Here is a 23,494-nt window from a genome sequence, read left to right on the forward strand (position 1 = left end):
CCCGGTTGGCCGAATCCTGCCGCGCTCACTTAAGCGCGGCCGGGGCGTCGTCGGCGGCGGCCAGATAGTGCTGCTGGCGCGCGTCGAAGTGCTGGAAGTGCTGCTGCCACGACGAGGGCTGCGACACCTTCTCCACCTGGACCGCCGTTACCTTGTACTCGGGGCAGTTGGTGGCCCAGTCGGAGTTGTCGGTGGTGATCACGTTGGCCCCGCTGCCGGGGTGGTGGAAGGTGGTGTAGACCACCCCCGGTGCCATGCGCTCGCTGATACGGCAGCGCAGCACGGTCTGGCCCACGCGGCTGCTGATGCCGAGCCAGTCGCCATCGGCGATGCCGCGCAGCTCGGCGTCGCTGGGGTGGATCTCGAGCACGTCCTCGGCATGCCAGGCGCTGTTGGCGGTGCGCCGCGTCTGGGCACCCACGTTGTACTGGCTGAGGATACGCCCGGTGGTCAGCAGCAGCGGGTAGCGGCGGCTGGTGCGCTCCTCGGTGGCGACGTACTCGGTGATCGCGAAGTGCCCCTTGCCGATGGGGAAGTCCAGCGCGTGCATGGTCGGCGTGCCGTCGGGGAAGGCGTCGTTGCACGGCCACTGGATGCTGCCGAGTTTCTCCAGCTTGGCGTAGCTGACCCCGGTGAAGGTCGGCGTGAGGCTGGCGATCTCGTCCATGATCTCGGACGGATGGGTGTAGTGCATCGGATAGCCCAGGGCGTTGGCCAGGTCCTGGGTGACCTCCCAGTCTTCCTTGCCGGCCACCGGCGGCATCACCCGGCGCACCCGGTTGATGCGCCGCTCGGCGTTGGTGAAGGTGCCGTTCTTCTCGAGGAAGGTGGCCCCCGGCAACAGTACGTGGGCGTACTTGGCGGTCTCGTTGAGGAAGATGTCCTGCACGATCAGGCAGTCCAGCGCGCGCAGGGCCGACTCCACGTGCTGGGTGTTGGGGTCCGACTGGGCGATATCCTCGCCCTGCACGTAGAGCGCCTTGAAGGTGCCGGCGATCGCAGCGTCGAACATGTTGGGGATGCGCAGCCCCGGCTCGTCGTCCAGCGGGGTGTGCCAGACCGCCTCGAACTTCTCGCGCACCGCCGGGTCGGCGACGTGCTGGTAGCCGGGCAGCTCATGCGGGAAGGAGCCCATGTCGCAGGAGCCCTGGACGTTGTTCTGACCGCGCAGCGGGTTGACGCCGACCCCTTCGCGACCGATGTTGCCGGTGGCCATGGCGAGGTTGGCGATGCCCATCACCATGGTCGAGCCCTGGCTGTGCTCGGTCACGCCGAGACCGTAGTAGATCGCCCCGTTGCCGGCGGTGGCATAGGCGCGGGCGGCTTCGCGGACCTTGGCCGCCGGCACGCCGGTCTCGGCTTCCAGCGCCTCGGGGGCATTGCGCGGCTCGCTGATGAAGTCGCGCCACTGCCGATAGGCGTCGCCTTCGCAGCGCCGTGCGATGAAGTCGTGATCCTCCAGCCCCTCGGTGACCACCACGTGGGCCAGGGCATTGACCAGCGCCACGTTGGTGCCGGGCTTGAGCGGCAGGTGCAGGCTCTTGCCGCCGTGGGGTGTCTTGAGCAGGTCGATCCGCCGCGGGTCGGCGACGATCAGGGTCGCGCCCTGACGCAGGCGGCGCTTCATCTGCGAGGCGAACACCGGGTGGGCGTCGGTGGGGTTGGCGCCGATCACCAGGATGGTGTCGGCCTGCATCACCGAATCGAAGGTCTGGGTACCGGCGGATTCGCCCAGGGTGGTCTTCAGCCCGTAGCCGGTGGGCGAGTGGCACACCCGCGCACAGGTATCGGTGTTGTTGTTGCCGAAGGCGGCGCGGATCAGCTTCTGCACCAGATAAGTCTCCTCGTTGGTGCAGCGCGAGGAGGTGATGCCGCCGACGCTTTCGCGCCCGTACTGGGTCTGGATCTCGCGCAGACGCCGAGAGGCGAAGCCGAGCGCCTCTTCCCACGAGACCACACGCCACGGCTGATCGATCGAGTCGCGGATCATCGGCTCCTTGATGCGATCCTTGTGGGTGGCGTAGCCGAAGGCGAAGCGCCCCTTGACGCAGGAGTGGCCGTGGTTCGCGTCGCCGCCCTTGTAGGGCACCATGCGCACCAGCTGGTCGCCCTTCATCTGCGCCTCGAACGAGCAGCCGACGCCGCAGTAGGCGCAGGTGGTGACCACGCTGTGCTCGGGCACGCCCTGCTCGATCACGCTCTTTTCCATCAGCGTCGAGGTGGGGCAGGCCTGCACGCAGGCGCCGCAGGAGACGCACTCGGATTCCATGAACGGCTCGTTCTGCCCGGCGGCGACCTTGGAGTCGAAGCCGCGCCCCTCGATGGTCAGGGCGAAGGTGCCCTGGACCTCGTTGCAGGCGCGCACGCAGCGCGAGCAGACGATGCACTTGCTGGGGTCGAAGCTGAAGTAGGGGTTGGAGGCGTCGGTCTCGGCGTCGAGATGGTTGGCCCCCTCGAAGCCGTAGCGCACCTCGCGCAGGCCCACCGCGCCGGCCATGTCCTGCAGCTCGCAGTCACCGTTGGCGGGGCAGGTCAGACAGTCCAGCGGGTGATCGGAGATGTAGAGCTCCATCACGTTGCGCCGCAGCTTGGCCAGCCGGGCGTTCTGGGTGGTGACTGCCATGCCCTCGCTGACCGGCGTGGTGCAGGAGGCCGGCAGACCGCGGCGGCCCTCGATCTCGACCGCGCACAGGCGGCACGAGCCGAACGCTTCGAGATTGTCCGAGGCGCACAGCTTGGGGATGGTGATGCCGGCTAGCGCCGCGGCGCGCAGCACCGAGGTGCCTTCGGGCACGCTGATGCTGTGGCCGTCGATGGTCAGTGCCACCTGGGTCTCGGAGAAACGCGCCGGGGTGCCCAGGTCGCGGGCGAACTGGGCGGCGTGGGATGCGTCGGGTTCGAAATATTGCAACATGCTTACCTCCCGCCTTCGGCCTGGGGCCGGGTCAGGTCATCGGGAAAGTGCTTCATCACGCTCTGCACCGGGAAGGGGGTCATGCCCCCCATGGCACACAGCGAACCGTCCACCATGGTCTCGCACAGGTCGGCGAGCAGGACCAGATTGTCGTCGGCAGCGTCGCCGGCGCGGATACGGTCGATCACCTCGACGCCGCGCACGGCGCCAATGCGGCACGGGGTGCACTTGCCGCAGGACTCCACCGCGCAGAACTCCATGGCGAAGCGCGCCTGGGCGCCCATGTCGACGCTGTCGTCGAACATCACCACGCCGCCGTGGCCGACCACACCACCGAAGGCAGCGAAGGCCTCATAGTCGAGCGGGGTATCCCACTGGCTCTGCGGCAGATAGGCGCCCAGCGGGCCGCCCACCTGCACCGCCTTGAGCGGGCGGCCGCTGCGCGTGCCGCCGCCGAAGCTCTCCATCAGCTCGCGCAGGGTGGTGCCGAAGGCCAGCTCGACCAGCCCGCCACGAGCGACGTTGCCGGCCAGCTGCAGCGCCAGGGTGCCGCGGGACTTGCCCATGCCGTAGTCGGCGTAGGCCTGGCCGCCCTGGTCGAGGATGAACGGCACCGCGGCCAGCGAGAGCACGTTGTTGACCACGGTGGGCTGGCCGAACAGACCCTCGATCGCCGGTAGCGGCGGCTTGGCGCGTACCAGCCCGCGCTTGCCCTCCAGGCTCTCCAGCAGCGAGGTCTCCTCGCCGCAGATATAGGCCCCGGCGCCCAGGCGGACTTCGAGGTGGAAGGCGTGGTCGCTGTCGAGGATGTTCTCACCCAGGTAGCCGGCGGCCTCGGCGCGGACGATTGCCTCATCGAGCATCGCCTGTGCCAGCGGATACTCCGAGCGCAGATAGATATAGCCCTGGGTGGCACCCACGGCGAGCCCGGCGATGGTCATGCCCTCGATCAGCATGAAGGGGTCGCACTCCATCACCAGGCGGTCGGCGAAGGTGCCGGAGTCGCCCTCGTCGGCGTTGCACACGATGTACTTCTGCGCCGCCGGGGTGTCGTGCACGGTCTGCCACTTGATGCCGGTGGGGAAGGCCGCGCCGCCACGTCCGCGCAGCCCCGAGGCCTTGACCTCGTCGACGATAGCCTGGGGCGTCAGCGCCAGCGCCTGCTTGAGGCCGGCGAAGCCCTGCCGTGCGGTGTAATCCTCGAGCGACAGCGGGTCGGTCAGACCGATGCGCGAGAAGGTCAGCCGCTGCTGGCGCGCCAGATAGGGGTGGGCTTCGATGTCGCCGAGGGCCAGGTCGTGCTCCTGCCGGCCTTCGAACAGGCCGGCGTCGACCAGGGCGTCGACGTCGGTGGGGGCGACCGGGCCATAGGCCACCCGGCCCGCCGCGGTCTCCACCTCCACCAGCGGCTCCAGCCAGAATAGCCCGCGGGAGCCGTTGCGCTTGAGCTGGATGTCCACACCCAGGCGCTCGGCGGCCCGCGTCAGGCGCGCCGCCACGGCGTCGGCGCCGAGCGAGCGGGCGGTGGTGTCACACGGCACATAGATCGTGGTCGTCATCACTTCACCTCCACCACGGTGGCGCTCAGTTGGGCCGCCAGCCGATCGAAGCCGGCGGCGTCCATGCGTCCGTGGATCTCGTCGTCGACCCGCAGCGACGGCCCGCAGGCGCAGTTGCCGAGGCAGTAGACCGGCTCAAGGGTGAACTCGCGATCCGCCGTAGTCTCATGATAGTCGACCCCCAGCGCGGACTTGACGTGGGCTTCCAGCGCCCGCGCGCCCACCGCCTGGCACGCCTCGGCGCGGCACACCTGGATCACGTGGCGCCCCGGGGGATGGGTGCGGAAGTGGTGGTAGAAACTGATGATGCCGTGCACTTCGGCGCGGGTATGGCGCAGCGCCTCGGCGATCATGGGTACGGCGGCGTCGGGGATATAGCCGTGCTGCGCCTGGATGGCGTGCAACAATGGCAGCATGGCCCCGGGGCGCGCGGCGTGCTGGTCGATCACGGCCTGGAGCTGCGCCACCAGCGCCGTGTCGGCGGGCTGCGGAGTGGGGTGTGACATGGCCTGTTTCTCATCGAGTCGGTGGCTGGTCGTGTGCATGGCCTGCCGCGATCGGGTTTGTCAGGAGCCCGCGTCAGTCCATCGTCTTATATGAAATATTGTTCTTAACTGATTTAAGTGGATGCCGCTGAAGACCAAACTAGCACTCCCATCGAGCGCGCAAAATATGAACGAAAATGCTTAGAAAAAAGTTGAATATCACCCCCGCGTGGCTGTTTCGCAGCGATGAGGGCGAGCTGCTCGATCCGGTACTGTTCGCGCTGCTGGCGAATCTGCGCGAGAGCGGCAAGCTGACCCATGCGGCCCAGTCCGCGGGAATCTCTTATCGCCACGCCTGGAATCTGCTCAATCGCGCCGAAAACTTTTTCGGCATGGCGCTGGTGGACATGCGCAAGGGGCACGGCACCTGGCTATCGCCACTGGGCGAGACGCTGTCGTGGTCCGAGCAGCGGGTCAAGGCGCGTCTGGGGCCGCAGATCGACAGCATGGCCTCGGAGCTCAACCATCAGCTGCAGCAGCTGGTCGCGGGCGCCCACCCGGTGCTGCGCCTGCACGCCACCCACGGCTATGCCGTGGCGCTGCTGCCGGGCTTCGCCGGCGAGCTCGACCTGCGCTACTGCCAGCCGGAAGAGGCGCTGAACGCGCTGGAGCGCGGTGACTGCGATCTGGCCAGCTTTCACCTACCCACCTCGCCGCGCTTGGCGGCGCAGGTGATGCAGGCTTACCAACCGGCACTGTCGCGGCAGCGGCTGCGGGTGATCCGCTTCGTCACCCGGCGCCAGGGGCTGATCCTGCGCCGCGGCGAGCGCGCGCGAGTCGCCGGGCTGGCCGACCTGACCCGCCCCGGCGAGCGTTTCATCAACCGCGACATCCACTCCGGCACGCGGTTGCTGTTCCGGCTGCTGCTGGCCGAGGCGGGGATCGCCGAAGCGCAGATCCAGGGCGCCGAGCAGGAGGAGTTCACGCATACCGCGGTGGCCGCCTACGTCGCCTCTGGCATGGCCGATGTCGGTTTCGGGCTGGAGGCCGCGGCGGCGCAGTTCGGGCTCGATTTCCTGGGGCTGGCCAGCGAGCACTATCTGCTGGTGTGTCCCGAAGAGCGTCTGCGGCGTCACAACGTTCAGGAGCTGTTGGCGTTCATGAGTTCGGCGCCCTTTCGCGCTCGGCTGGAGGCGCTCAGCGGCTATGCGCCGGATCGCTGTGGCGAGGTGCAGACCTTCGATGCGCTGCTGGCGGAAGATCGAGGTGAGGAGGGCGGGACGCTGGCGTGTGATCCTTGAGCGGTACCTGAAACGCCAGAGGCGCCCATGTGGGCGCCTCTGGCATAGGATACCCGCGCCGAGCCACGCCTTTGGCGCGCCGGCACGGGTGGGCGAAGCGCTGCCTCAGAACAGAGCGGCAGCCTTGGCCAGGGCGATGTAGAGCCCGATCAGGAAGGGCACGCCGACACCCAGCCAGGCGAGCACGCCGCCGATACCGAAACTGCCGCGGGCAGCGGTCTCGGCGTTGGCTGAGACGGTGTCTTCCTTCTGCAGCGCGCGCTCGCGGGCCAGCTCCTCGTCGCTCATCTGCTGCTCTGGCTTGACCGGCTTGACCAGGGCATTGCAGATCAGGCCCAGGAACAGCAGGCCGGCCATGATGTAGAGCGTGCGGTCATAGACCAGGCTGGGTTCGACGCCGGCATCCAACTGGGCCTGGCGCAGCGCGGCGATGATCAGCGGACCGACCAGACCGGCAGCGGTCCAGGCGGTGAGCAGGCGGCCGTGGATGGCGCCGACCATCTGGGTGCCGAAGATATCGGCGAGATAGGCCGGCACCGTGGCGAAGCCGCCGCCGTACATGCTCAGGATGACGCAGATCGAGATCACGAACAGCCCGGCCATGCCCAGGTGGCCCCACATCGGCAGCAGGCAGTACATCACGATGCCGATGACGAAGAAGCAGTAGTAGGTGTTCTTGCGCCCGATCTTGTCCGACAGCGAGGCCCAGAACAGGCGTCCGACGCTGTTGAACAGACTGATCAGCCCCACCAGGCCGGCCGCGGCGGCCACCACGGCGGCTTTCTGCGCGGCGCTGAGCACCGCCTCGCGGTCATCCAGACCCACCAGGGCGCCGCCGAAGACATCCTGCAGCATCGGGCTTGCCATCGAGATCACCGCGATCCCGGCGGTCACGTTGAGGAACAGTACGCCCCAGATCAGCCAGAACTGCTTGGTCTTCCAGGCGGTGTTCAGGTGCACGTGACCGTGAGCGATCATGGCATTGGCACTGGCTTTCTTCGGCGGCACCCAGCCGGCCGGCTTCCAGCCGTTGGGCGGGACGCGGAAGCCGATGGCGCCGCAGGCCATGACGATGGCGTAGATCACACCCATGGTGATCAGGGTCATGGCCACGCCGGTGCCGCCGTCGGCGGCGTAGTGCTTCATCAGTACCACCGCCAGCGGTGCGCCGACCATGGCGCCGCCGCCATAGCCCATGATGGCGAAGCCGGTGGCCATGCCGCGGCGGTCCGGGAACCACTTGATCAGGGTCGAGACCGGGGTGATGTAGCCCAGCCCCTGGCCGATACCGCCGAGCACGCCACAGCCGAGGTAGACCAACCACAGCTGATGCTGCATGACCCCGATGCCGCCGACGATCAGGCCGCCGCCCCAGCATAGTGCGGCGATACAGCCGGCCTTGCGCGGACCGGCGTGCTCGAGCCAGGCCCCCCAGATGGCGGCGGAGACGCCGAGCATGGCGATGAAGATACCAAAGACATAGGTGACCTGGGCCACGCTCCAGTTACAGCTGGTGGTGGTCAGTGCCTGCAGCAGCCCGAGATTGCTGCAGCTGGCCGGGGCATCGGCGATCTGCTGGCTCATCGGCAGCCAGAACACCGAGAACCCATAGGCCATCCCGATACACAGGTGAATGGCCAGTGCCGCGGTCGGCACCAGCCAGCGATTGAAATTGGGGCCCGCGATGGTGCGCTCGCGGGCGAAGAACCCCGCACCGGCACTGCCGCTGGCGCCCTGGGCGGCTTGGTCGATCCCACTCATGCTCGATCCTCTTTTCGTTTTTCGTATCGTCGGCGCAGACGCGGTGGCCGGATGGCACCCGCGTGCACTACATCGGCCGCGGGCCGGCCGTCTTGAGGAAGTCGTCACCTATGAAAAGCTGTGCCTATCAGGTCGCAGGCAGTCACGGAAGACGTCGTGCGCAGGATCGAATCCCACCGGGGTGGCTGGCAACTAGCGAAAATCATTATGCATGGATATGCATAGGGGCGGGCGCGGCCGGTACGCTCAGGGTGCGATGTCTGCTTCGACAGCGGCTGGTTCGGCAGCGGTTGGTTCGACCACGTCTGGTTCGACCACGTCTGGTTCGACCACGGTAAAGCAGGTCAGCAGAGTGCGCTGCATCAGGCTGAAGTTGTCGTCACTCACCATCAGATAGCGCCGGCCGCCGAGGCGGGTCAGCCCCTCGAAGTTGTCCACCGACCAGCCGTCGCCGTTGGCCAGCCGGGCCAGGTCGGTGACCGTTACGCTGCCGTCGCTGGCGAGATGGGCACGGCGCAGCCGTATCATCAGTGAGGCCGGCGGGGTGAAGGCGCGTTCGAGGGCGAGCAGATCGCCGTCGAGGGTCTCCAGGGCGGTCAGTGCAGCGTGGGGGTCGTCGCTGAGCGGATAGCGCCAGCTGTGCTGGCCATCGAGGGTGAACAGCCGGGTGAGCTTGGGCGGCCAACCCGTGGGCGGTTGCTCGATACCTCCGATCAGCCCGTGATCGGGGGTATCGGTCAGCGCTTCCAGCCCACCGTTGGCCGCGACGTCGGATAGCGCCGCGGGGCGGTGGGGCGGTTCGCTGGCCAGCCCCGAGGGGTAGAAGCGCTGCCACCGGGCGTCGCCGTTGCCATCCGCCGCCGGCGCGCCCTCGAAGCCGATGACCAGTTGGGTGTTGCCGCGAATGCCATCGTTGGCGTGTTCGAGTGCCAGCGCCTCGGCGTCGCTGCGGCGGCTTCTGAGAATCGCCCCGTTGACGTCGCGCAGCGGGTAGGTGTCGAGCGGCTCGTAGCCGCGCAGTTCACCGCTGCCGCTGAAGCTGAGTCGGGCACGGTGCAGCCAGCCGCGGTCCGAGATCAGGAACAGCAGCGATTCGTCGGCATCCCAGCCGAGATCGGAGAGCCCGCCGACCGGAGTCCCATCCTGCCACTTGCCGGGCAGTGCCAGGGTGCCGCACCAGCGGATGTTGGGGGTGCTGGCGAGCAGCGCATCGGGGGCCAGGGCGGTTTGCTGCGGCGTGGCGCTGCAGCCGGCCAGCCCCAGCGTGGTCAGGGCCAGCAGGGCGGCGGATGCCAGCGGGGAGCGAGAGCGGGAACGCGCGGACATGACGGCTCCGGTGATCAGGGGACTTTTCTACTCTAGTCCATTGCCATCCGCACCGTTGCCCTTCGGCGCGATGCGGCGCAGCCGGGTATAATGTGGCGCTCGCTGAAGCCGAATCATCCCGTCCTCGAGGAGACGCCTTTACCATGCATGACACCACCGATCGGCCGCTGGCCGGCATTCTGCTGCGTCTGCTCTCGGGGCTACTGTTCGCCGGCATGCTGGTCTGCGTCAAGGCGGTCAGCGACGAGGTGCCGCTGGGGCAGACCGTGTTCTTCCGCTCGGCCTTCGCGCTGCTGCCGATCGTCGTCTTCATGCTGTGGCGGCGCGAGTTCCCGCGCGCCCTGGCCACCCGGCGCCCGTTCGGCCATCTGCTGCGCTCGGGGCTGGGGGCGGCGGCGATGTTCGCCTCCTTCGCGGCGGTGGCGCGCTTGCCGGTGGCCGAGGCGACCCTGCTGGCCCAGCTGGCGCCGGTGGCCTTGGCACTGGGCGGCATCCTGCTACTGGGTGAGCGCCTCACGCGTCATCGTCTGGTGGCGCTGACGCTGGTGCTCGTCGGCGTGGGTGTGCTGATTTTGCCCGAGCTGCGCGGCGCCCCGGCGCCGGCGCGGATCACCGGTTACGCCCTGGGTATCGCCGCCGCGCTGCTCACTGCCGGGGCGCTGCTCACGGTGCGGCGCATCTCGCGCACCGAGACACCCGCCTCGATCGCGTTCTACTTCGTGCTGGTGACCACGCTGGCGGGGTTGGCGACCGCTACCCTGGGCTGGGTGACGGTGGCGTGGCCGACGCTGGTGCTGCTGGTGCTGGCGGGGCTGTTCGGCGGTGCGGCGCATATCTGCATGACGCTGGCGCTGCGCATGACCGAGGTTTCTCGGTTGGCGCCGTTCGAGTATGTGGCGCTGATCTGGCCGATACTGGCGGATCTGTGGCTGTTCGGGCAGCCGCTCTCGAGCGGCTTCGTGCTGGCCCTGCCGCTGGTCCTGGGGGCGCCATGCTGGCGGCGCTGGAAGGGCGGCGGCTGGGGTGGCCACGGCGGCGCCTGGGCACCAGTGGACAGGGCGCGGGCGACTAGGTCGTATACGAGAAGTCGCCGCGGGCAGGTAGTTTTCGTGCAGTACCTAGATGGCGGCTTCGACGATCAACTGTGGCCGCCCCTGGGAGCAGGGTTCGATGCGTGCCTCGACCTGGAAGGTGTGGCGCAGCATCGGGGGTGTCACCACCTGTTCGCAGGGGCCGCAGTCGACCAGCCGTCCGCTTTCGATCACCAGCGCCTGATCGGCGAAGCGCAGGGCGTGGCCGAGATCGTGGAGTGCGGCGATGATCAGCATGTTCCGCTCCTGAGCCAGCCGGCGCAGGATGCTGAGCAGGCTGATCTGGCGGTGCAGGTCGAGCGCCGAGGTGGGCTCGTCCAGCAGCAGGATGTCTGGGGACTGCACCAGCGCCTGGGCCGCGCCCACCAACTGCCGTTGGCCACCGCTCAGATTGCCGATGTCACGTCCGGCCAGAGTGTCGATGCCGAGCTCTGCCAGCGCCTTGTCGACCTCGGCGAGATCGGCATCCGCCACCTTGAGACGGCGCCCCTGCATACGCGCCAGCAGCACCGCTTCGTAGACCGTCAGCACCGCGGTGGCGCCGTTGTCCTGGGGCATGTAGGCGATCGGACGCTCGCTGCGGGTGCCGGTGATGCGCACTTCGCCATCCCCCTCGAGCAGCCCCAGGATGCGCCGGAACAGGGTCGACTTGCCTGCCGCATTGGGGCCGAGCAGCGCCACTACCTGGCCGCCGTGGAGCGGCGGCGTGGAGATGTCGGCGAGGATCTGGCGGCGGCCGTAGCGCGCCGAGAGGCGGTCTAGCGTCAGCGTTACCATGCGTTCTTCTTGTGGTTGAGGATCAAGAACAGGAAAAACGGAATCCCCACCAGCGAGGTGATGATGCCGATCGGAATGATGGTGCCGGGGATGATCACCTTCGACAGCACCGAGCCCACCGAGAGCATCAGTGCCCCGCACAGCGCCGAGCCGGGCAGGAAGAAGCGCTGATCCTCACCCAGCAGCAGGCGCGCGATGTGCGGCCCGACCAGTCCGACGAAGCCGATGGTGCCGACGAAGGAGACCGCGATCGCCGCCAGCAGTGAGACCATGATCAGCACCTCCAGGCGCAGCGCCCGCGGTTTGACGCCCAGGCTCTCGGCCTTGGCATCGCCCAGACGCATGGCGGTCAGCGCCCAGCCGTGGCGCGCCAGCAGCGGCACCACCACTGCGAGCACGGCGAAGGCGATGCCGAGTTTGGGCCAGGTCGCCTTGGTCAGGCTGCCCATGGTCCAGAACACCACCGCGGAGACCGCCTGCTGGCTGGCGAAGAACTGGATCAGCGCCATCAGCGAGTTGAAGATGAACACCATGGCGATGCCCAGCAGCACGATGGTCTCGATCGTCACGCCGCGGCGCATGCTCAGGAAATGGATCGCCAGCGCGGTCAGCATCGCCATGATGAAGGCGTTGAGCGGGATCGCGTAGTCGACCAGTGCCGGCACCAGAGTCACCCCGAAGGCCAGCGCCAGCGCGGCGCCGAAGCTTGCACCGGCGGAGATACCGAGGGTGAAGGGGCTGGCCAGCGGATTGCTGAGGATGGTCTGCATCTGGGCGCCGGCGATCGACAGGCTGGCGCCCACCACCAGCGCCATCAGTGCCACCGGCATGCGGATCTGCCACAGGATCACGCGCAGCGAATCCTCGACCGAGCCCGGCGTGAACAGCGCCGCGATCACCTGGTCGAGGCCGAAGCGCGCCGGCCCCAGAGCAAGGTCGACGCACAGGCTGGCGAACAGTGCCAGGGCCAGTGCGGCCAGGATCAGCTGGCGTCGCAGCACCAGCCGGCGATAGAGGTTGGCATCGTCGGCCGCGGCCGGCGTGAAGGCAGCCGAACGCGACGGCGCGGCGGCCGCGCGGGAGCTCTCAGTCGTCATGCAGGGATACCCAGTAGCCGGGGGCGTAGTCCACCGGCAGGAAGCGCCGATGCAGCTCGCGCAGGGTGGCCTCGGGGTCGAGATCGGCGAAGAGTTCTGGGTGGAACCACTTGGCCAGGCGCTGCACGGCGACGAAATAGTAGGGGCTGTTGTAGAACTGGTGCCAGATGGCGTGGAACTGGCCGCTCTTCACCGCCTCGATGCCGCTCATGGCGGTGCGGTGGGTCAGGTTCTCGAGCTTGGCCCGGGCCTTCTGCATGTCCGCGCCCGGCCCCACGCCGACCCAGTTGCCGCCGGGCACGTAGGCGCCCCAGTTGCCGCCGGTGACCACCACCTGATCGGGGTCGGCGGCGATGATCTGCTCGGGATTGAGGGTGCCGAAGGTTGAAGGAATGATGCCGTCGGCGATGTTGTGGCCGCCGGCCAGCTCGACATATTCGCCGAAGTTGCCGGGGCCGAAGCTCATGCAGCAGTCGTCGGAGTAGCCGCCGGCGCGATCGATGAACACCTTGGGTCGCGCCGGGTCGGCGGCGGCGATCTTGTCGGTGACCCGGGCCATCTGCGCTTGGGAGAAGTCGATGAAGGCCTCGGCGCGCTGACTGTCGCCGAGCAGGCGGCCCATCAGACGCATCGAGGGAATGGTGTGCTCGAGCGGCTTCTCGCGGAAGTCGACGTAGACGATCGGAATGCCCAGCGCAGCCAGCTTGGTGTCATAGCCGGCGTCTTCGGTGGCGGCCTTGGCCTCGAGGTTCATCAGCACCACGTCCGGATGCAGGCTGGCGGCCTGCTCGACATCGAAGGTGCCATCCTTGAAGCCGCCGAAGGTCGGGATCTGCTTCATCTCGGGGAACTTGGCGGCGTAGGCGGCGTAATTGTCCGGGTCGGCCTCGGCGAGGTCGTGGCGCCAGCCCACCACATGGGCGAACGGGTTGTCGGGCTCGAGCGCGGCGAGCAGATAGATCTGGCGCCCCTCGCCGAGGATGACGCGCTTGACGGGGGCATCGACGCTCACCTGACGCCCGGCGATATCGGTTACCGTGATCGGGTCGGCCCAGGCGCTGGCGGCACCGCCGAGGGCGAAGGTGATGACGGCGATGCGGGCGAGCCTGGCGGCGTATCCGGCGAAGAGGGAGCGTGGCTGAGTCACGGCGAGATCCGGCTATGAGGGGCGAATGGATTAGTTACGCATGATTCTTATTTGCGATGACGCGCTAGTATGTCGCAGCGACGCTGGGGCGTCCAGCGCGTCATTGGGGGCGTCAGCCGGCGCCGCGCGGGCGCTGGCGGCAGTTGTTATACTGCCGCGACGCTTACCCTACCGCTGGAGATCGCATGCCTTCTCACGCCCCCCGTATCGCCATCGTCGGTGCCGCCGGTCGTATGGGTCGCACCCTGGTCAGTGCCGTACAGCAGGATGACGACGTCAGCCTGGCCGGCGGCAGCGTCTCCACCGGCAGCTCGCTGGTCGGCGCCGACCTGGGCGAACTCGCCGGCCTCGGGCGCCTGGGCGTGGCCGCCACGGACGACCTGGCTGCCATCGCCGACGACTTCGATGTGCTGATCGATTTCACCTCGCCCGCCACCACTCTGGCCAACCTCGCCTTCTGTGCCAATTACGGCAAGGCGATCGTGATCGGCACCACCGGCCTCGACGAGTCCCAACTGGCCGAGCTCGACGGCTACCGCGAGCGCGTGGCGATGGTCTTCGCCCCCAACATGAGCGTCGGGGTCAATCTCACCCTCAATCTGCTCGCCACCGCGGCGCGGGCGCTCGGCGACGAGGGCTACGACATCGAGGTGATCGAGGCCCACCACCGTCACAAGGTCGATGCGCCCTCCGGTACCGCGCTGAAGATGGGCGAGGTGATGGCCGATGCTCTGGCGCGTCCGCTCAAGGAGTACGGCGTCTTCGAGCGGATCGGGCAGTGCGGGCCGCGTAGCGACAAAGAGATTGGCTTCGCCACCGTCCGCGCGGGCGATATCGTCGGTGAGCACACGGTGATGTTCGCCACCGAGGGTGAGCGCATCGAGATCACTCACAAGGCTTCCAGCCGCATGACCTTCGCCAAGGGCGCGGTACGCGCGGCACGCTGGCTCGCCACGCGTGGGGTCGGGCGCTACGACATGCAGGATGTGCTCGGTCTGAAAGCCTGAGTCGCGTCGCCGGCTACCGCCAAGGTGGGATTGACTTCGGGGTAGAGCCGGCGGCCACTTTCCGGTATCATCGCGCCAATTTGGCCGGGCGAACGCCACCGCGAGAGAGCAGCCGCAGGCAATGCAGTCGATGAGCACGTCGACCAGGATCGTGTCGATCAGGACGATTCCGATCAGGACAACACAGCGGGATGGAACCGGTCTTCCGGATTTCGTCCCGCTTTTTTACGACCTGGCTTAGCCCGACGACCCGACTGTGCACCTCATGATCTCGCGCTTGGCGACGGCCGGCAGACCCTAGGGCAGGGGGTGTCGTTCCCTTGCCATTCGTTGGTGACCCGCTGAGGAGGATGAGGCCTTGAATAGACCTGCGATACTGGCGCTCGAAGATGGCAGTGTATTTCACGGCACTGCGCTGGGTGCCGATGGGCAGACCAGCGGCGAGGTGGTGTTCAACACCGCCATGACCGGCTATCAGGAAATCCTCACCGACCCCTCCTATACCCGCCAGATCGTCACGCTGACCTATCCGCACATCGGCAATACCGGCATCAATCGCGAGGACGTCGAGTCCGGCGCGATCGCCGCGGCCGGGCTGGTGATCCGCGATCTGCCGCTGCTGGCCAGCAGCTTTCGCAGCGAGCAGAGCCTGTCCGACTATCTCGCCGCCAACGGCGTGCTCGGCATCGCCGATATCGACACCCGTCGTCTGACCCGGCTGCTGCGCAGCAAGGGCTCGCTCAACGGCGCCATTCTGGCGGGCGCGGAGGCCGCCGGCGACGACGCGGTGGCACGTGCGCTGGAAGCGGCGCGTGCCTTCCCCGGGCTCAAGGGCATGGATCTGGCCAAGGTGGTGTCGTGCCGCGAGACCTACGAATGGGACGAAGGCGAATGGGCCCTGGGTCAGGGCTACGCCGACACCGCCCAGGGCGAGCGGGCCTACCATGTGGTGGCCTACGACTACGGCGTCAAGCGCAACATCCTGCGCATGCTCGCCTCGCGCGGCTGCCGTCTGACCGTGGTGCCGGCGCAGACCCCGGCCAGCGAGGTGCTGGCGATGAACCCGGACGGCGTGTTCCTGGCCAATGGCCCCGGTGACCCGGAGCCGTGCGACTACGCCATCGCGGCCATCCGCGAGATCCTGGAGAGCGGCATTCCGGTGTTCGGCATCTGTCTCGGCCACCAGCTGCTGGCGCTGGCCGCCGGCGCGCGCACGCTCAAGATGAACCACGGCCACCACGGCGCCAACCATCCGGTGCAGGATCTCGACAGCGGTCACGTCATGATCACCAGCCAGAATCACGGTTTCGCGGTGGACGAGTCGAGCCTGCCGGACAACGTGCGGGCGATCCATCGCTCGCTGTTCGATGGCACCCTGCAGGGTATCGAGCTCCGCGACCGCCCGGCCTTCAGCTTCCAGGGGCACCCGGAAGCGAGCCCCGGGCCGCAGGACGTGGCGCCGCTGTTCGATCGCTTCGTGTCGATGATGCAGCAGCATCAGCAGGGCGCCGCCTGAGGCGCCGACAGCGGTGGCTGATTCGAACAGCCAGCAGCGGGATTTGACTCTTTCAGGGCCGGCGGCCGTCGCCGGCACCACCTTATTCGACGAGTGTTAGCGCATGCCAAAACGTACGGATCTCGACAGCATTCTGATCATCGGCGCCGGCCCCATCGTCATCGGGCAGGCGTGCGAATTCGACTACTCCGGGGCCCAGGCCTGTAAGGCGCTGCGCGAAGAGGGTTATCGCGTCATCCTGGTCAACTCCAACCCGGCCACCATCATGACCGACCCGGTGATGGCTGACGCCACCTACATCGAGCCGATCACCTGGCAGGCGGTGGAGAAGATCATCGAGCGCGAGCGCCCCTCGGCGATCCTGCCGACGATGGGCGGGCAGACCGCGCTCAACTGCGCTCTGGATCTGGACAAGCACGGCGTGCTGGCCAAGCACGGCGTCGAGATGATCGGCGCCAACGCCGACGCCATCAACAAGGCCGAAGATCGCGACCTGTTCGACAAGGCGATGAAGAACATCGGCCTGGAGTGCCCCAAGGCCAAGGTCGCCCACACCATGGACGAGGCGTGGGAGATCCAGGGCGAGCTGGGCTTCCCGGTGATCATCCGCCCCTCCTACACCATGGGCGGCTCCGGCGGCGGCGTGGCCTACAACAAGGAAGAGTTCGAGGAGATCTGCGGTCGCGGATTCGAGCTCTCCAACAACCACGAGCTGCTGATCGACGAATCCTTGCTGGGGTGGAAGGAGTACGAGATGGAGGTCGTTCGTGACAAGAACGACAACTGCATCATCGTCTGTGCGATCGAGAACTTCGACCCCATGGGCGTGCACACCGGCGACTCCATCACCGTTGCCCCGGCGCAGACGCTGACCGACAAGGAGTATCAGATCATGCGCAACGCATCGCTTGCGGTGCTGCGCGAGATCGGCGTCGAGACCGGCGGCTCCAACGTGCAGTTCGGCGTCGATCCGAACACCGGGCGCATGGTGGTGATCGAGATGAATCCGCGGGTGTCGCGCTCCTCGGCGCTGGCGTCCAAGGCCACCGGCTTTCCGATCGCCAAGATCGCCGCCAAGCTGGCAGTGGGTTACACCCTCGACGAGCTGCAGAACGACATCACCGGCGGTGCCACGCCGGCCTCCTTCGAGCCGTCGATCGACTACGTGGTCACCAAGATTCCGCGTTTCACCTTCGAGAAGTTCCCCCAGGCCAACGACCGCCTGACCACCCAGATGAAGTCGGTGGGTGAGGTGATGGCGATCGGCCGGACCTTCCAGGAGTCGATGCAGAAAGCGCTGCGCGGCCTGGAGATCGGCGTCGACGGGCTCGATCCCAAGGTCACCGACTTCGGTCCCGAGAACATGGCGCTGATCCAGGGTGAGCTGCAGGCCGCCGGCGCCGACCGTATCTTCTACGTCGCCGACGCCATGCGCAGCGGCATGAGCGTGGACGAGGTGTTCGCGCTGACCAACATCGACCGCTGGTTCCTGGTCCAGCTCGAGGAGCTGGTGCGTCTGGAAGGCGAGGTGGCCAAGCGCGCGCTGCACGACTTCGATGCCGACGAGCTGTTCCGGCTCAAGCGCAAGGGCTTTTCCGACGCGCGTCTCGCGGCGCTGCTGGGCGTGGCCGAGAGCGAGGTGCGCGCACGTCGCCACCAGCTCGATATCCGCCCGGTCTACAAGCGTGTCGACACCTGTGCCGCCGAGTTCGCTTCGAGCACCGCCTACATGTACTCCACCTATGAAGAGGAGTGCGAGGCCGAGCCCTCCAGCCGTCAGAAGATCATGGTGCTCGGCGGTGGCCCCAACCGGATCGGCCAGGGCATCGAGTTCGACTACTGCTGCGTCCACGCCGCGCTCGCCATGCGCGAAGACGGCTACGAGACGATCATGGTCAACTGCAACCCGGAGACCGTCTCCACCGACTACGACACCTCGGACCGGCTCTACTTCGAGCCGGTGACGCTGGAGGACGTGCTCGAGATCGCCGACAAGGAAAAGCCGGTCGGGGTGATCGTGCAGTTCGGCGGCCAGACCCCGCTGAAGCTGGCCCGCGCCCTGGAGGCCGCCGGCGTGCCGATCATCGGCACCACGCCGGATGCGATCGACCGCGCCGAGGATCGCGAGCGCTTCCAGCAGATGATCGACAAGCTGGGGCTCAAGCAGCCGCCCAACGCCACCGCGCGCAGCTTCGAGGACGCCTTCGTCAAGGCCGAGAAGATCGGCTATCCGCTGGTGGTGCGCCCCAGCTACGTGCTCGGCGGCCGGGCGATGGAGATCGTCTACTCGGCCGAGGAGCTGGAGCGCTACATGACTCACGCGGTCAAGGTCTCCAACGACTCGCCGGTGCTGCTCGACCACTTCCTCAAGGCGGCGGTCGAGATCGACATCGACGCCGTCTCCGACGGCGAGCAGGTGGTGATCGGCGGCATCATGCAGCACATCGAGCAGGCCGGCGTGCACTCCGGTGACTCCGCCTGTTCGCTGCCACCCTACTCGCTGCCCGCCGACGTCCAGGACGCGATGCGCGAGCAGGTCAAGCAGATGGCGGTCGAGCTCAACGTGGTCGGCCTGATGAACGTGCAGCTGGCGTGGCAGGATGGCGAGATCTACGTCATCGAGGTCAACCCGCGCGCCTCGCGCACGGTGCCGTTCGTCTCCAAGTGCATCGGCACCTCGCTGGCCCAGATCGCGGCGCGCTGCATGGCCGGCAAGACGCTGGCGGAGCAGGACTTCACCCGCGAGATCATCCCGGGCTACTACAGCGTCAAGGAAGCGGTCTTCCCGTTCAACAAGTTCCCCGGCGTGGATCCGATCCTGTCGCCGGAGATGAAGTCCACCGGTGAGGTGATGGGCAGCGGTACCACCTTTGCCGAGGCCTTCTACAAGGCACAGCTGGGCGCGGGGGAAGCGATTCCCAAGCTCAGCGGCGAGCGCAAGGCGTTCCTGTCGGTGCGCGAGCCGGACAAGCAGGGTGTTATCGAGGTTGCCCAATCTCTGCTAGCCTTGGGCTTCGATCTCGTGGCGACCCGTGGCACGGCCCAGGCTCTGGAGCAGGCCGGGCTGACGGTCGCCGTCGTCAACAAGGTTTATGAAGGCCGTCCGCATATCGTCGATCTGCTCAAGAACGACGAGATCGCCTATATCGTGAATACCACGGAAGGCCGTCAGGCGATCAATGACTCCTCGGTCATCCGGCGTACCGCGCTGGCACGCAAGGTTCCCTATGCCACGACGTTGGCCGGGGCGCGTGCCGTCTGCATGGCGCTGGAGTATGGCAACGAGATCACGGTGCGGCGGCTTCAGGAACAGCATGCAGGAGCAGTCAATGAATAAGGTCCCGATGACCGTCCACGGCGAGCAGGCGCTGCGCGAAGAGCTCAACCATCTCAAGGGCGAGGAGCGTCCGCGGGTGATCGCGGCGATCGCCGAGGCGCGCGAGCATGGCGATCTCAAGGAGAACGCCGAATACCATGCCGCGCGTGAGCAGCAGGGCTTCATCGAAGGGCGCATCCAGGAGATCGAGGGCAAGCTCTCCAATGCTCAGGTGATCGACGTGGCCAAGATGCCGCGCACCGGCAAGGTGATCTTCGGGGTCACCGTGGATCTGCTCAACCTGGAAACCGACGAAGAGGTGCGCTATCGCATCGTCGGTGAGGACGAGGCCAACATCAAGGCGGGCAAGATCTCGGTCACCTCGCCGATCGCCCGGGCCCTGATCGGCAAGAGCGAAGGCGATGTGGTCAACGTGCGCACGCCGGGTGGCGACGTGGAGTACGAGATCTCCGGCGTCGAGCATATCTGATCGCACGCGCGCAGCTGCGCGTCGGTCAAACGGCGTTGAAAGCGAAAGAAGCCGCGACACTGTCGCGGCTTCTTTTCATTCGGGCGCCTTCTGATGTCTGCGGTTCGCAGGCCTCGGACTCAGTGGCGGCCGTGGTGGTTCTCGGCGCGGGCGATGTTGGAGAGTTTGGGATTGGCCTTGGGGTTGTGGCGGTAGAGCAGCGCCACCTTGCCCAGGCTCTGGACCAGCTCGGCGCCGGAGACGGCGACCAGCTCTTCGATCATCGCCTGGCGATCCTCGCGCTCGGGGATCGCCAGCTTGACCTTGATCAGCTCGTGGTCGCGCAGCGCGCGCTCGAGTTCCTGCTGGGCGCCCTCGCCAAGACCGTTCTCGCTCACGGTGACGACCGGCTGGAGATGATGGCCGATGCTGCGGAAGGCTTTCTTTTGTGCCGATGACAAGCTCATGGTAACCTGACCGTTGGACTTCACTAATAAGATTTAGCGGTGCTGCAATCGGTCCCACCACCGCACTGTCGAAACGCGCATGGTACGGGTTTCGGCAGCGCCAGGAAAGGCGGCAGGCGCCAAAGCCCTTTGTGACACGGCCGATTCCGGCGTGTGTCCGGCCGCTGCACCCGGCTTCTCCCCCCTGGTTGCGTGGTCCGGCAGCATCCAGCGGCCCGTTCCAGCGGCCTATTCCCGTTTTCGTTCCATCATTTTTCGTATCCGCAGGTGGCCATTCGTGACCCGCTCCTCGACACCAGGCAAGACCGGCGCCGCGACGCGGCAGAGCAAGAGCAGCGCCGGCTGGCTCAAAGAGCACTTCGACGACCGCTACGTGCAGCAGTCGTGGAAGGATGGCTACCGCTCGCGGGCCAGCTACAAGCTGCTCGAGCTCGATCAGCGCGACGCGCTGCTGCGCCCGGGGATGGGCGTGATCGATCTGGGGGCGGCGCCGGGCGGCTGGAGTCAGGTGGCGGCGGAGAAGGTCGGCGCCGAAGGGGTGGTGATCGCCTCCGACATCCTCGAGATGGATGCGCTGGCCGGGGTCAGCTTCATTCAGGGCGATTTCACCGAGGAGAGCGTGCTCGAGGCGATTCTGGCCGAGCTCGGTGAGCGCCCCGTCGACTTGGTGCTGTCGGACATGGCGCCCAACATGAGCGGCATGGCGGCGATCGATCAGCCGCAGGCGATGTATCTGGTCGAGCTGGCGCTCGACCTGGCCCGGCAGACGCTCTCGCCCGGGGGCAACTTCCTGGCCAAGGTGTTCCAGGGGGAGGGTTTCGATGACTACCTGCGCGAGCTGCGCGCCAGCTTCACCAAGGTGGTGACGCGCAAGCCGGAGGCGTCCCGGGCTCGCTCGCGTGAGGTCTACCTGCTGGCCCAGGGGTTCAAGGGGTAGGCAGCGCCCGGGTTTGGCGTCGAGCCAGGGTTGGGCTTCGACAGCGCGCCCATCGAGAGCAGAGACAAATCAGTATCGGGATAAAGACAAGGCAGTATCGGGATAGAGCAGATTTCAGGGCCGGTTCGAGGCGGCATTCACCACCTCGGCAGGCCGATACACGTGGTGTCTATCTGACCGACTTTCGCGCGGACACGGCTTGCAAGCATGGCCGCGAGCCCCCATCTGAGGTAGGGTCGAGAGCATGGCAGACGCAGGCGGCGAGATTCGTACTATGAGGGTGGTGTCTTGAACGACATGGCGAAGAATCTAATTCTCTGGTTGGTCATCGCAGCCGTGCTGCTGACGGTGTTCAACAATTTCAGCGTGGATAGCTCGCCGCAGACGATGAGCTACTCCCAATTCGTGCAGCAGGTGCAGAACGACCAAGTGCGCAGCGTGACCATCGATGGCTACACCATCAGTGGCGAGCGCAGCGACGGCACCCAGTTCCAGACCATCCGCCCGGCGGCGCAGGATCCCAAGCTGATGGATGACCTGCTGTCGCACAAGGTCACCGTGGTCGGCAAGAAGCCGGAAGAGCAGAGCCTGTGGACGCGGCTGTTGATCGCCAGCTTCCCGATCCTGCTGATCCTGGGCATCTTCTTCTTCTTCATGCGCCAGATGCAGGGCGGCGGCAGCGGTCGCGGCGGCCCCATGAGTTTCGGCAAGTCCAAGGCCAAGCTGCTCAGTCAGGATCAGATCAAGACCACCTTCGCCGACGTCGCCGGGTGCGACGAAGCCAAGGAGGAAGTGGTCGAGCTGGTCGACTTCCTCAAGGACCCCTCCAAGTTCCAGCGTCTGGGCGGCCAGATTCCCCGCGGCGTGCTGATGGTGGGGCCGCCGGGGACAGGCAAGACGCTGCTGGCCAAGGCGATCGCCGGCGAGGCCAAGGTGCCGTTCTTCTCCATCTCCGGCTCCGACTTCGTCGAGATGTTCGTGGGTGTCGGCGCTTCGCGTGTGCGTGACATGTTCGAGCAGGCCAAGAAGCAGGCGCCCTGCATCATCTTCATCGACGAGATCGACGCCGTCGGCCGCCATCGCGGCTCCGGCATGGGCGGCGGCCACGACGAGCGCGAGCAGACGCTCAACCAGCTGCTGGTCGAGATGGACGGCTTCGAGGCCAACGACGGCATCATCGTGATCGCCGCCACCAACCGCCCCGACGTGCTCGACCCGGCGCTGCTGCGCCCGGGCCGCTTCGACCGCCAGGTCACCGTACCGCTGCCCGACATTCGTGGGCGCGAGCACATCCTCAACGTGCACCTGCGCAAGGTGCCGATGGGTGACGGCGTCAAGGCCAGTATCATCGCCCGCGGCACGCCCGGCTTTTCGGGCGCCGACCTGGCCAACCTGGTCAACGAGGCGGCGCTGTTCGCGGCGCGGCGCAATCGCCGCACCGTGAGCATGGAAGAGCTCGAGCTGGCCAAGGACAAGATCATGATGGGCGCCGAGCGGCGTTCGATGGTGATGTCCGAGAAGGAGAAGCTCAACACCGCCTATCACGAGTCCGGACACGCGATCATCGGCCTGCTGATGCCGGAGCACGACCCGGTCTACAAGGTCACCATCATCCCGCGCGGGCGTGCGCTGGGGGTGACCATGTTCCTGCCGCTGGAGGATCGCTACAGCTACTCGCGCCAGCAGATCATCAGCCAGATCTGCTCGCTGTTCGGCGGCCGCATCGCCGAGGAGATGACGCTGGGGCCCAACGGTGTCACCACCGGCGCCTCCAACGACATCAAGCGCGCCACGGAGCTGGCCCACAGCATGGTCGCCAAGTGGGGTCTCTCCGACGAGATGGGGCCGCTGATGTACGACGAGGACGAGTCGCACCAGTTCCTCGGTGGCCCGGGTCAGGGCGGCGGCAAGCTCAACTCCGGCGAGACCTCGACGCGTCTCGACAAGGAGATCCGCCGCATCATCGACGAGTGCTATACCACGGCGGAGAAGATCCTCGAGGAGAACCGCGACAAGCTCGACCTGATGGCTGAAGCGCTGATGCAGTACGAGACCATCGACGCCGATCAGCTCAAGGACATCATGGAAGGGCGCAAGCCGCGTCCGCCGAAGGACTGGGACGATCAGGGGCCGAGCGCCGGTACCGGCGAGCCGGTCGGCGGCGGCGAGGCACAGCCGGACGAGGACGAGCCCAAGGACGAGGAGCCGGGTCGACGCCCCTCCGATCCGCTGGGCGGGCCCGCCGGTTCCTGAGCCGGACGCCGCTTACACCGTTCCACTCGCAGCAGGGCGCCGACAGGGCGCCCTGCTGCGTTCTCGGCGGT

General features: G+C 67.0%; 16 protein-coding genes and 1 pseudogene. 8 read left to right on the forward strand and 9 right to left on the reverse strand.

Features of this window, described 5'->3' with window-relative positions:
- Window positions 1-25: 25 nt before the first annotated feature.
- From fdhF to QO259_RS19995, 3 genes are read right to left on the reverse strand one after another with little or no spacing between them, the layout of a single operon-like run.
- Window positions 26-2,914, reverse strand: a complete 2,889-nt coding sequence (gene fdhF / locus QO259_RS19985) for a formate dehydrogenase subunit alpha (RefSeq protein WP_285951322.1) — start codon at window positions 2,912-2,914, stop codon at window positions 26-28.
- A 2-nt stretch (window positions 2,915-2,916) separates the two neighbouring features.
- Window positions 2,917-4,473, reverse strand: a complete 1,557-nt coding sequence (locus tag QO259_RS19990) for a formate dehydrogenase beta subunit (RefSeq protein ID WP_285951323.1) — start codon at window positions 4,471-4,473, stop codon at window positions 2,917-2,919.
- The gene (locus QO259_RS19995) at window positions 4,473-4,979 is read right to left on the reverse strand and encodes a formate dehydrogenase subunit gamma (RefSeq protein WP_207036224.1); all 507 of its coding nucleotides are present in this window, start codon (window positions 4,977-4,979) and stop codon (window positions 4,473-4,475) included. The genes QO259_RS19990 and QO259_RS19995 overlap by 1 nt, the downstream gene beginning before the upstream one ends.
- Window positions 4,980-5,170: 191 nt before the next feature.
- Here QO259_RS19995 and QO259_RS20000 point away from each other — a divergent pair, with 191 nt between their 5' ends.
- On the forward strand, window positions 5,171-6,259 hold the full coding sequence (locus tag QO259_RS20000; RefSeq protein ID WP_285951324.1) for a substrate-binding domain-containing protein: 1,089 nt from the start codon (window positions 5,171-5,173) through the stop codon (window positions 6,257-6,259).
- Between the two features lie 105 nt (window positions 6,260-6,364).
- Here the strand turns inward: QO259_RS20000 and QO259_RS20005 are convergent, their stop codons facing one another.
- Window positions 6,365-8,020, reverse strand: coding sequence for an OFA family MFS transporter (locus QO259_RS20005; protein WP_285951325.1), 1,656 nt, complete (start codon window positions 8,018-8,020; stop codon window positions 6,365-6,367).
- Window positions 8,021-8,266: 246 nt separating this feature from the next.
- Entirely contained in the window at window positions 8,267-9,346 is a 1,080-nt protein-coding gene (locus tag QO259_RS20010; protein ID WP_285951326.1) for an esterase-like activity of phytase family protein, read from the reverse strand.
- A gap of 215 nt (window positions 9,347-9,561) precedes the next feature.
- On the opposite strand from QO259_RS20010, the pseudogene QO259_RS20420 reads away from it, so the two are divergent.
- A pseudogene (locus tag QO259_RS20420) lies at window positions 9,562-9,858 on the forward strand (EamA family transporter); the annotation flags it as partial.
- Window positions 9,859-10,464: 606 nt separating this feature from the next.
- Here QO259_RS20420 and QO259_RS20020 read toward each other — a convergent pair.
- The 3 genes from QO259_RS20020 to QO259_RS20030 are packed head-to-tail and all read right to left on the reverse strand — an operon-like array spanning window position 10,465 to window position 13,407.
- Window positions 10,465-11,214: an ABC transporter ATP-binding protein gene (locus QO259_RS20020; protein WP_035476162.1), complete on the reverse strand. Its 750-nt coding sequence runs from the start codon at window positions 11,212-11,214 to the stop codon at window positions 10,465-10,467.
- Window positions 11,208-12,311: a FecCD family ABC transporter permease gene (locus QO259_RS20025; RefSeq protein ID WP_207036213.1), complete on the reverse strand. Its 1,104-nt coding sequence runs from the start codon at window positions 12,309-12,311 to the stop codon at window positions 11,208-11,210. The genes QO259_RS20020 and QO259_RS20025 overlap by 7 nt, the downstream gene beginning before the upstream one ends.
- Window positions 12,301-13,407: an ABC transporter substrate-binding protein gene (locus QO259_RS20030; protein WP_207036878.1), complete on the reverse strand. Its 1,107-nt coding sequence runs from the start codon at window positions 13,405-13,407 to the stop codon at window positions 12,301-12,303. Before QO259_RS20030 ends, QO259_RS20025 begins: the two co-directional genes overlap by 11 nt.
- A 236-nt stretch (window positions 13,408-13,643) precedes the next feature.
- Between QO259_RS20030 and dapB the strand changes: the two genes are divergently transcribed.
- The 4 genes from dapB (at window position 13,644) to greA (ending at window position 19,787) form a co-directional block, all read left to right on the forward strand.
- Entirely contained in the window at window positions 13,644-14,465 is an 822-nt protein-coding gene (gene dapB / locus QO259_RS20035; protein WP_285951327.1) for a 4-hydroxy-tetrahydrodipicolinate reductase, read from the forward strand.
- Window positions 14,466-14,823: 358 nt separating this feature from the next.
- Complete coding sequence (gene carA / locus QO259_RS20040; protein ID WP_285951328.1) at window positions 14,824-15,981, forward strand: glutamine-hydrolyzing carbamoyl-phosphate synthase small subunit; 1,158 nt, start codon at window positions 14,824-14,826, stop codon at window positions 15,979-15,981.
- Between the two features lie 103 nt (window positions 15,982-16,084).
- Window positions 16,085-19,318: a carbamoyl-phosphate synthase large subunit gene (carB, locus tag QO259_RS20045; RefSeq protein ID WP_285951329.1), complete on the forward strand. Its 3,234-nt coding sequence runs from the start codon at window positions 16,085-16,087 to the stop codon at window positions 19,316-19,318.
- On the forward strand, window positions 19,311-19,787 hold the full coding sequence (gene greA, locus QO259_RS20050) for a transcription elongation factor GreA (RefSeq protein ID WP_035476167.1): 477 nt from the start codon (window positions 19,311-19,313) through the stop codon (window positions 19,785-19,787). The genes carB and greA overlap by 8 nt, the downstream gene beginning before the upstream one ends.
- A 119-nt stretch (window positions 19,788-19,906) precedes the next feature.
- Here the strand turns inward: greA and yhbY are convergent, their stop codons facing one another.
- A complete protein-coding gene (yhbY, locus tag QO259_RS20055) occupies window positions 19,907-20,233 on the reverse strand; it encodes a ribosome assembly RNA-binding protein YhbY (RefSeq protein WP_035476168.1) in 327 nt (108 codons plus the stop codon).
- Window positions 20,234-20,510: 277 nt separating this feature from the next.
- On the opposite strand from yhbY, the gene rlmE reads away from it, so the two are divergent.
- Both rlmE and ftsH read left to right on the forward strand, forming a co-directional pair.
- Window positions 20,511-21,170, forward strand: a complete 660-nt coding sequence (gene rlmE, locus QO259_RS20060; protein WP_207036202.1) for a 23S rRNA (uridine(2552)-2'-O)-methyltransferase RlmE — start codon at window positions 20,511-20,513, stop codon at window positions 21,168-21,170.
- A 288-nt stretch (window positions 21,171-21,458) separates the two neighbouring features.
- Window positions 21,459-23,423, forward strand: a complete 1,965-nt coding sequence (gene ftsH, locus QO259_RS20065) for an ATP-dependent zinc metalloprotease FtsH (RefSeq protein ID WP_035476169.1) — start codon at window positions 21,459-21,461, stop codon at window positions 23,421-23,423.
- The last annotated feature ends 71 nt before the right edge of the window (window positions 23,424-23,494 follow it).

The sequence above is a fragment of the Salinicola sp. JS01 genome (assembly GCF_030284585.1).
Classification (GTDB): Bacteria; Pseudomonadota; Gammaproteobacteria; order Pseudomonadales; family Halomonadaceae; genus Salinicola.

Coding starts and splice junctions, on each gene's coding strand:
- greA (WP_035476167.1), top strand. CDS start 19,311: ATGAATAAGGTCCCGATGACCGTCCACGGCGAGCAGGCGCTGCGCGAA.
- QO259_RS20010 (WP_285951326.1), bottom strand. CDS start 9,346: ATGTCCGCGCGTTCCCGCTCTCGCTCCCCGCTGGCATCCGCCGCCCTG.
- QO259_RS20020 (WP_035476162.1), bottom strand. CDS start 11,214: ATGGTAACGCTGACGCTAGACCGCCTCTCGGCGCGCTACGGCCGCCGC.
- dapB (WP_285951327.1), top strand. CDS start 13,644: ATGCCTTCTCACGCCCCCCGTATCGCCATCGTCGGTGCCGCCGGTCGT.
- QO259_RS20005 (WP_285951325.1), bottom strand. CDS start 8,020: ATGAGTGGGATCGACCAAGCCGCCCAGGGCGCCAGCGGCAGTGCCGGT.
- QO259_RS19995 (WP_207036224.1), bottom strand. CDS start 4,979: ATGTCACACCCCACTCCGCAGCCCGCCGACACGGCGCTGGTGGCGCAG.
- yhbY (WP_035476168.1), bottom strand. CDS start 20,233: ATGAGCTTGTCATCGGCACAAAAGAAAGCCTTCCGCAGCATCGGCCAT.
- QO259_RS19990 (WP_285951323.1), bottom strand. CDS start 4,473: ATGACGACCACGATCTATGTGCCGTGTGACACCACCGCCCGCTCGCTC.
- carB (WP_285951329.1), top strand. CDS start 16,085: ATGCCAAAACGTACGGATCTCGACAGCATTCTGATCATCGGCGCCGGC.
- QO259_RS20025 (WP_207036213.1), bottom strand. CDS start 12,311: ATGACGACTGAGAGCTCCCGCGCGGCCGCCGCGCCGTCGCGTTCGGCT.
- fdhF (WP_285951322.1), bottom strand. CDS start 2,914: ATGTTGCAATATTTCGAACCCGACGCATCCCACGCCGCCCAGTTCGCC.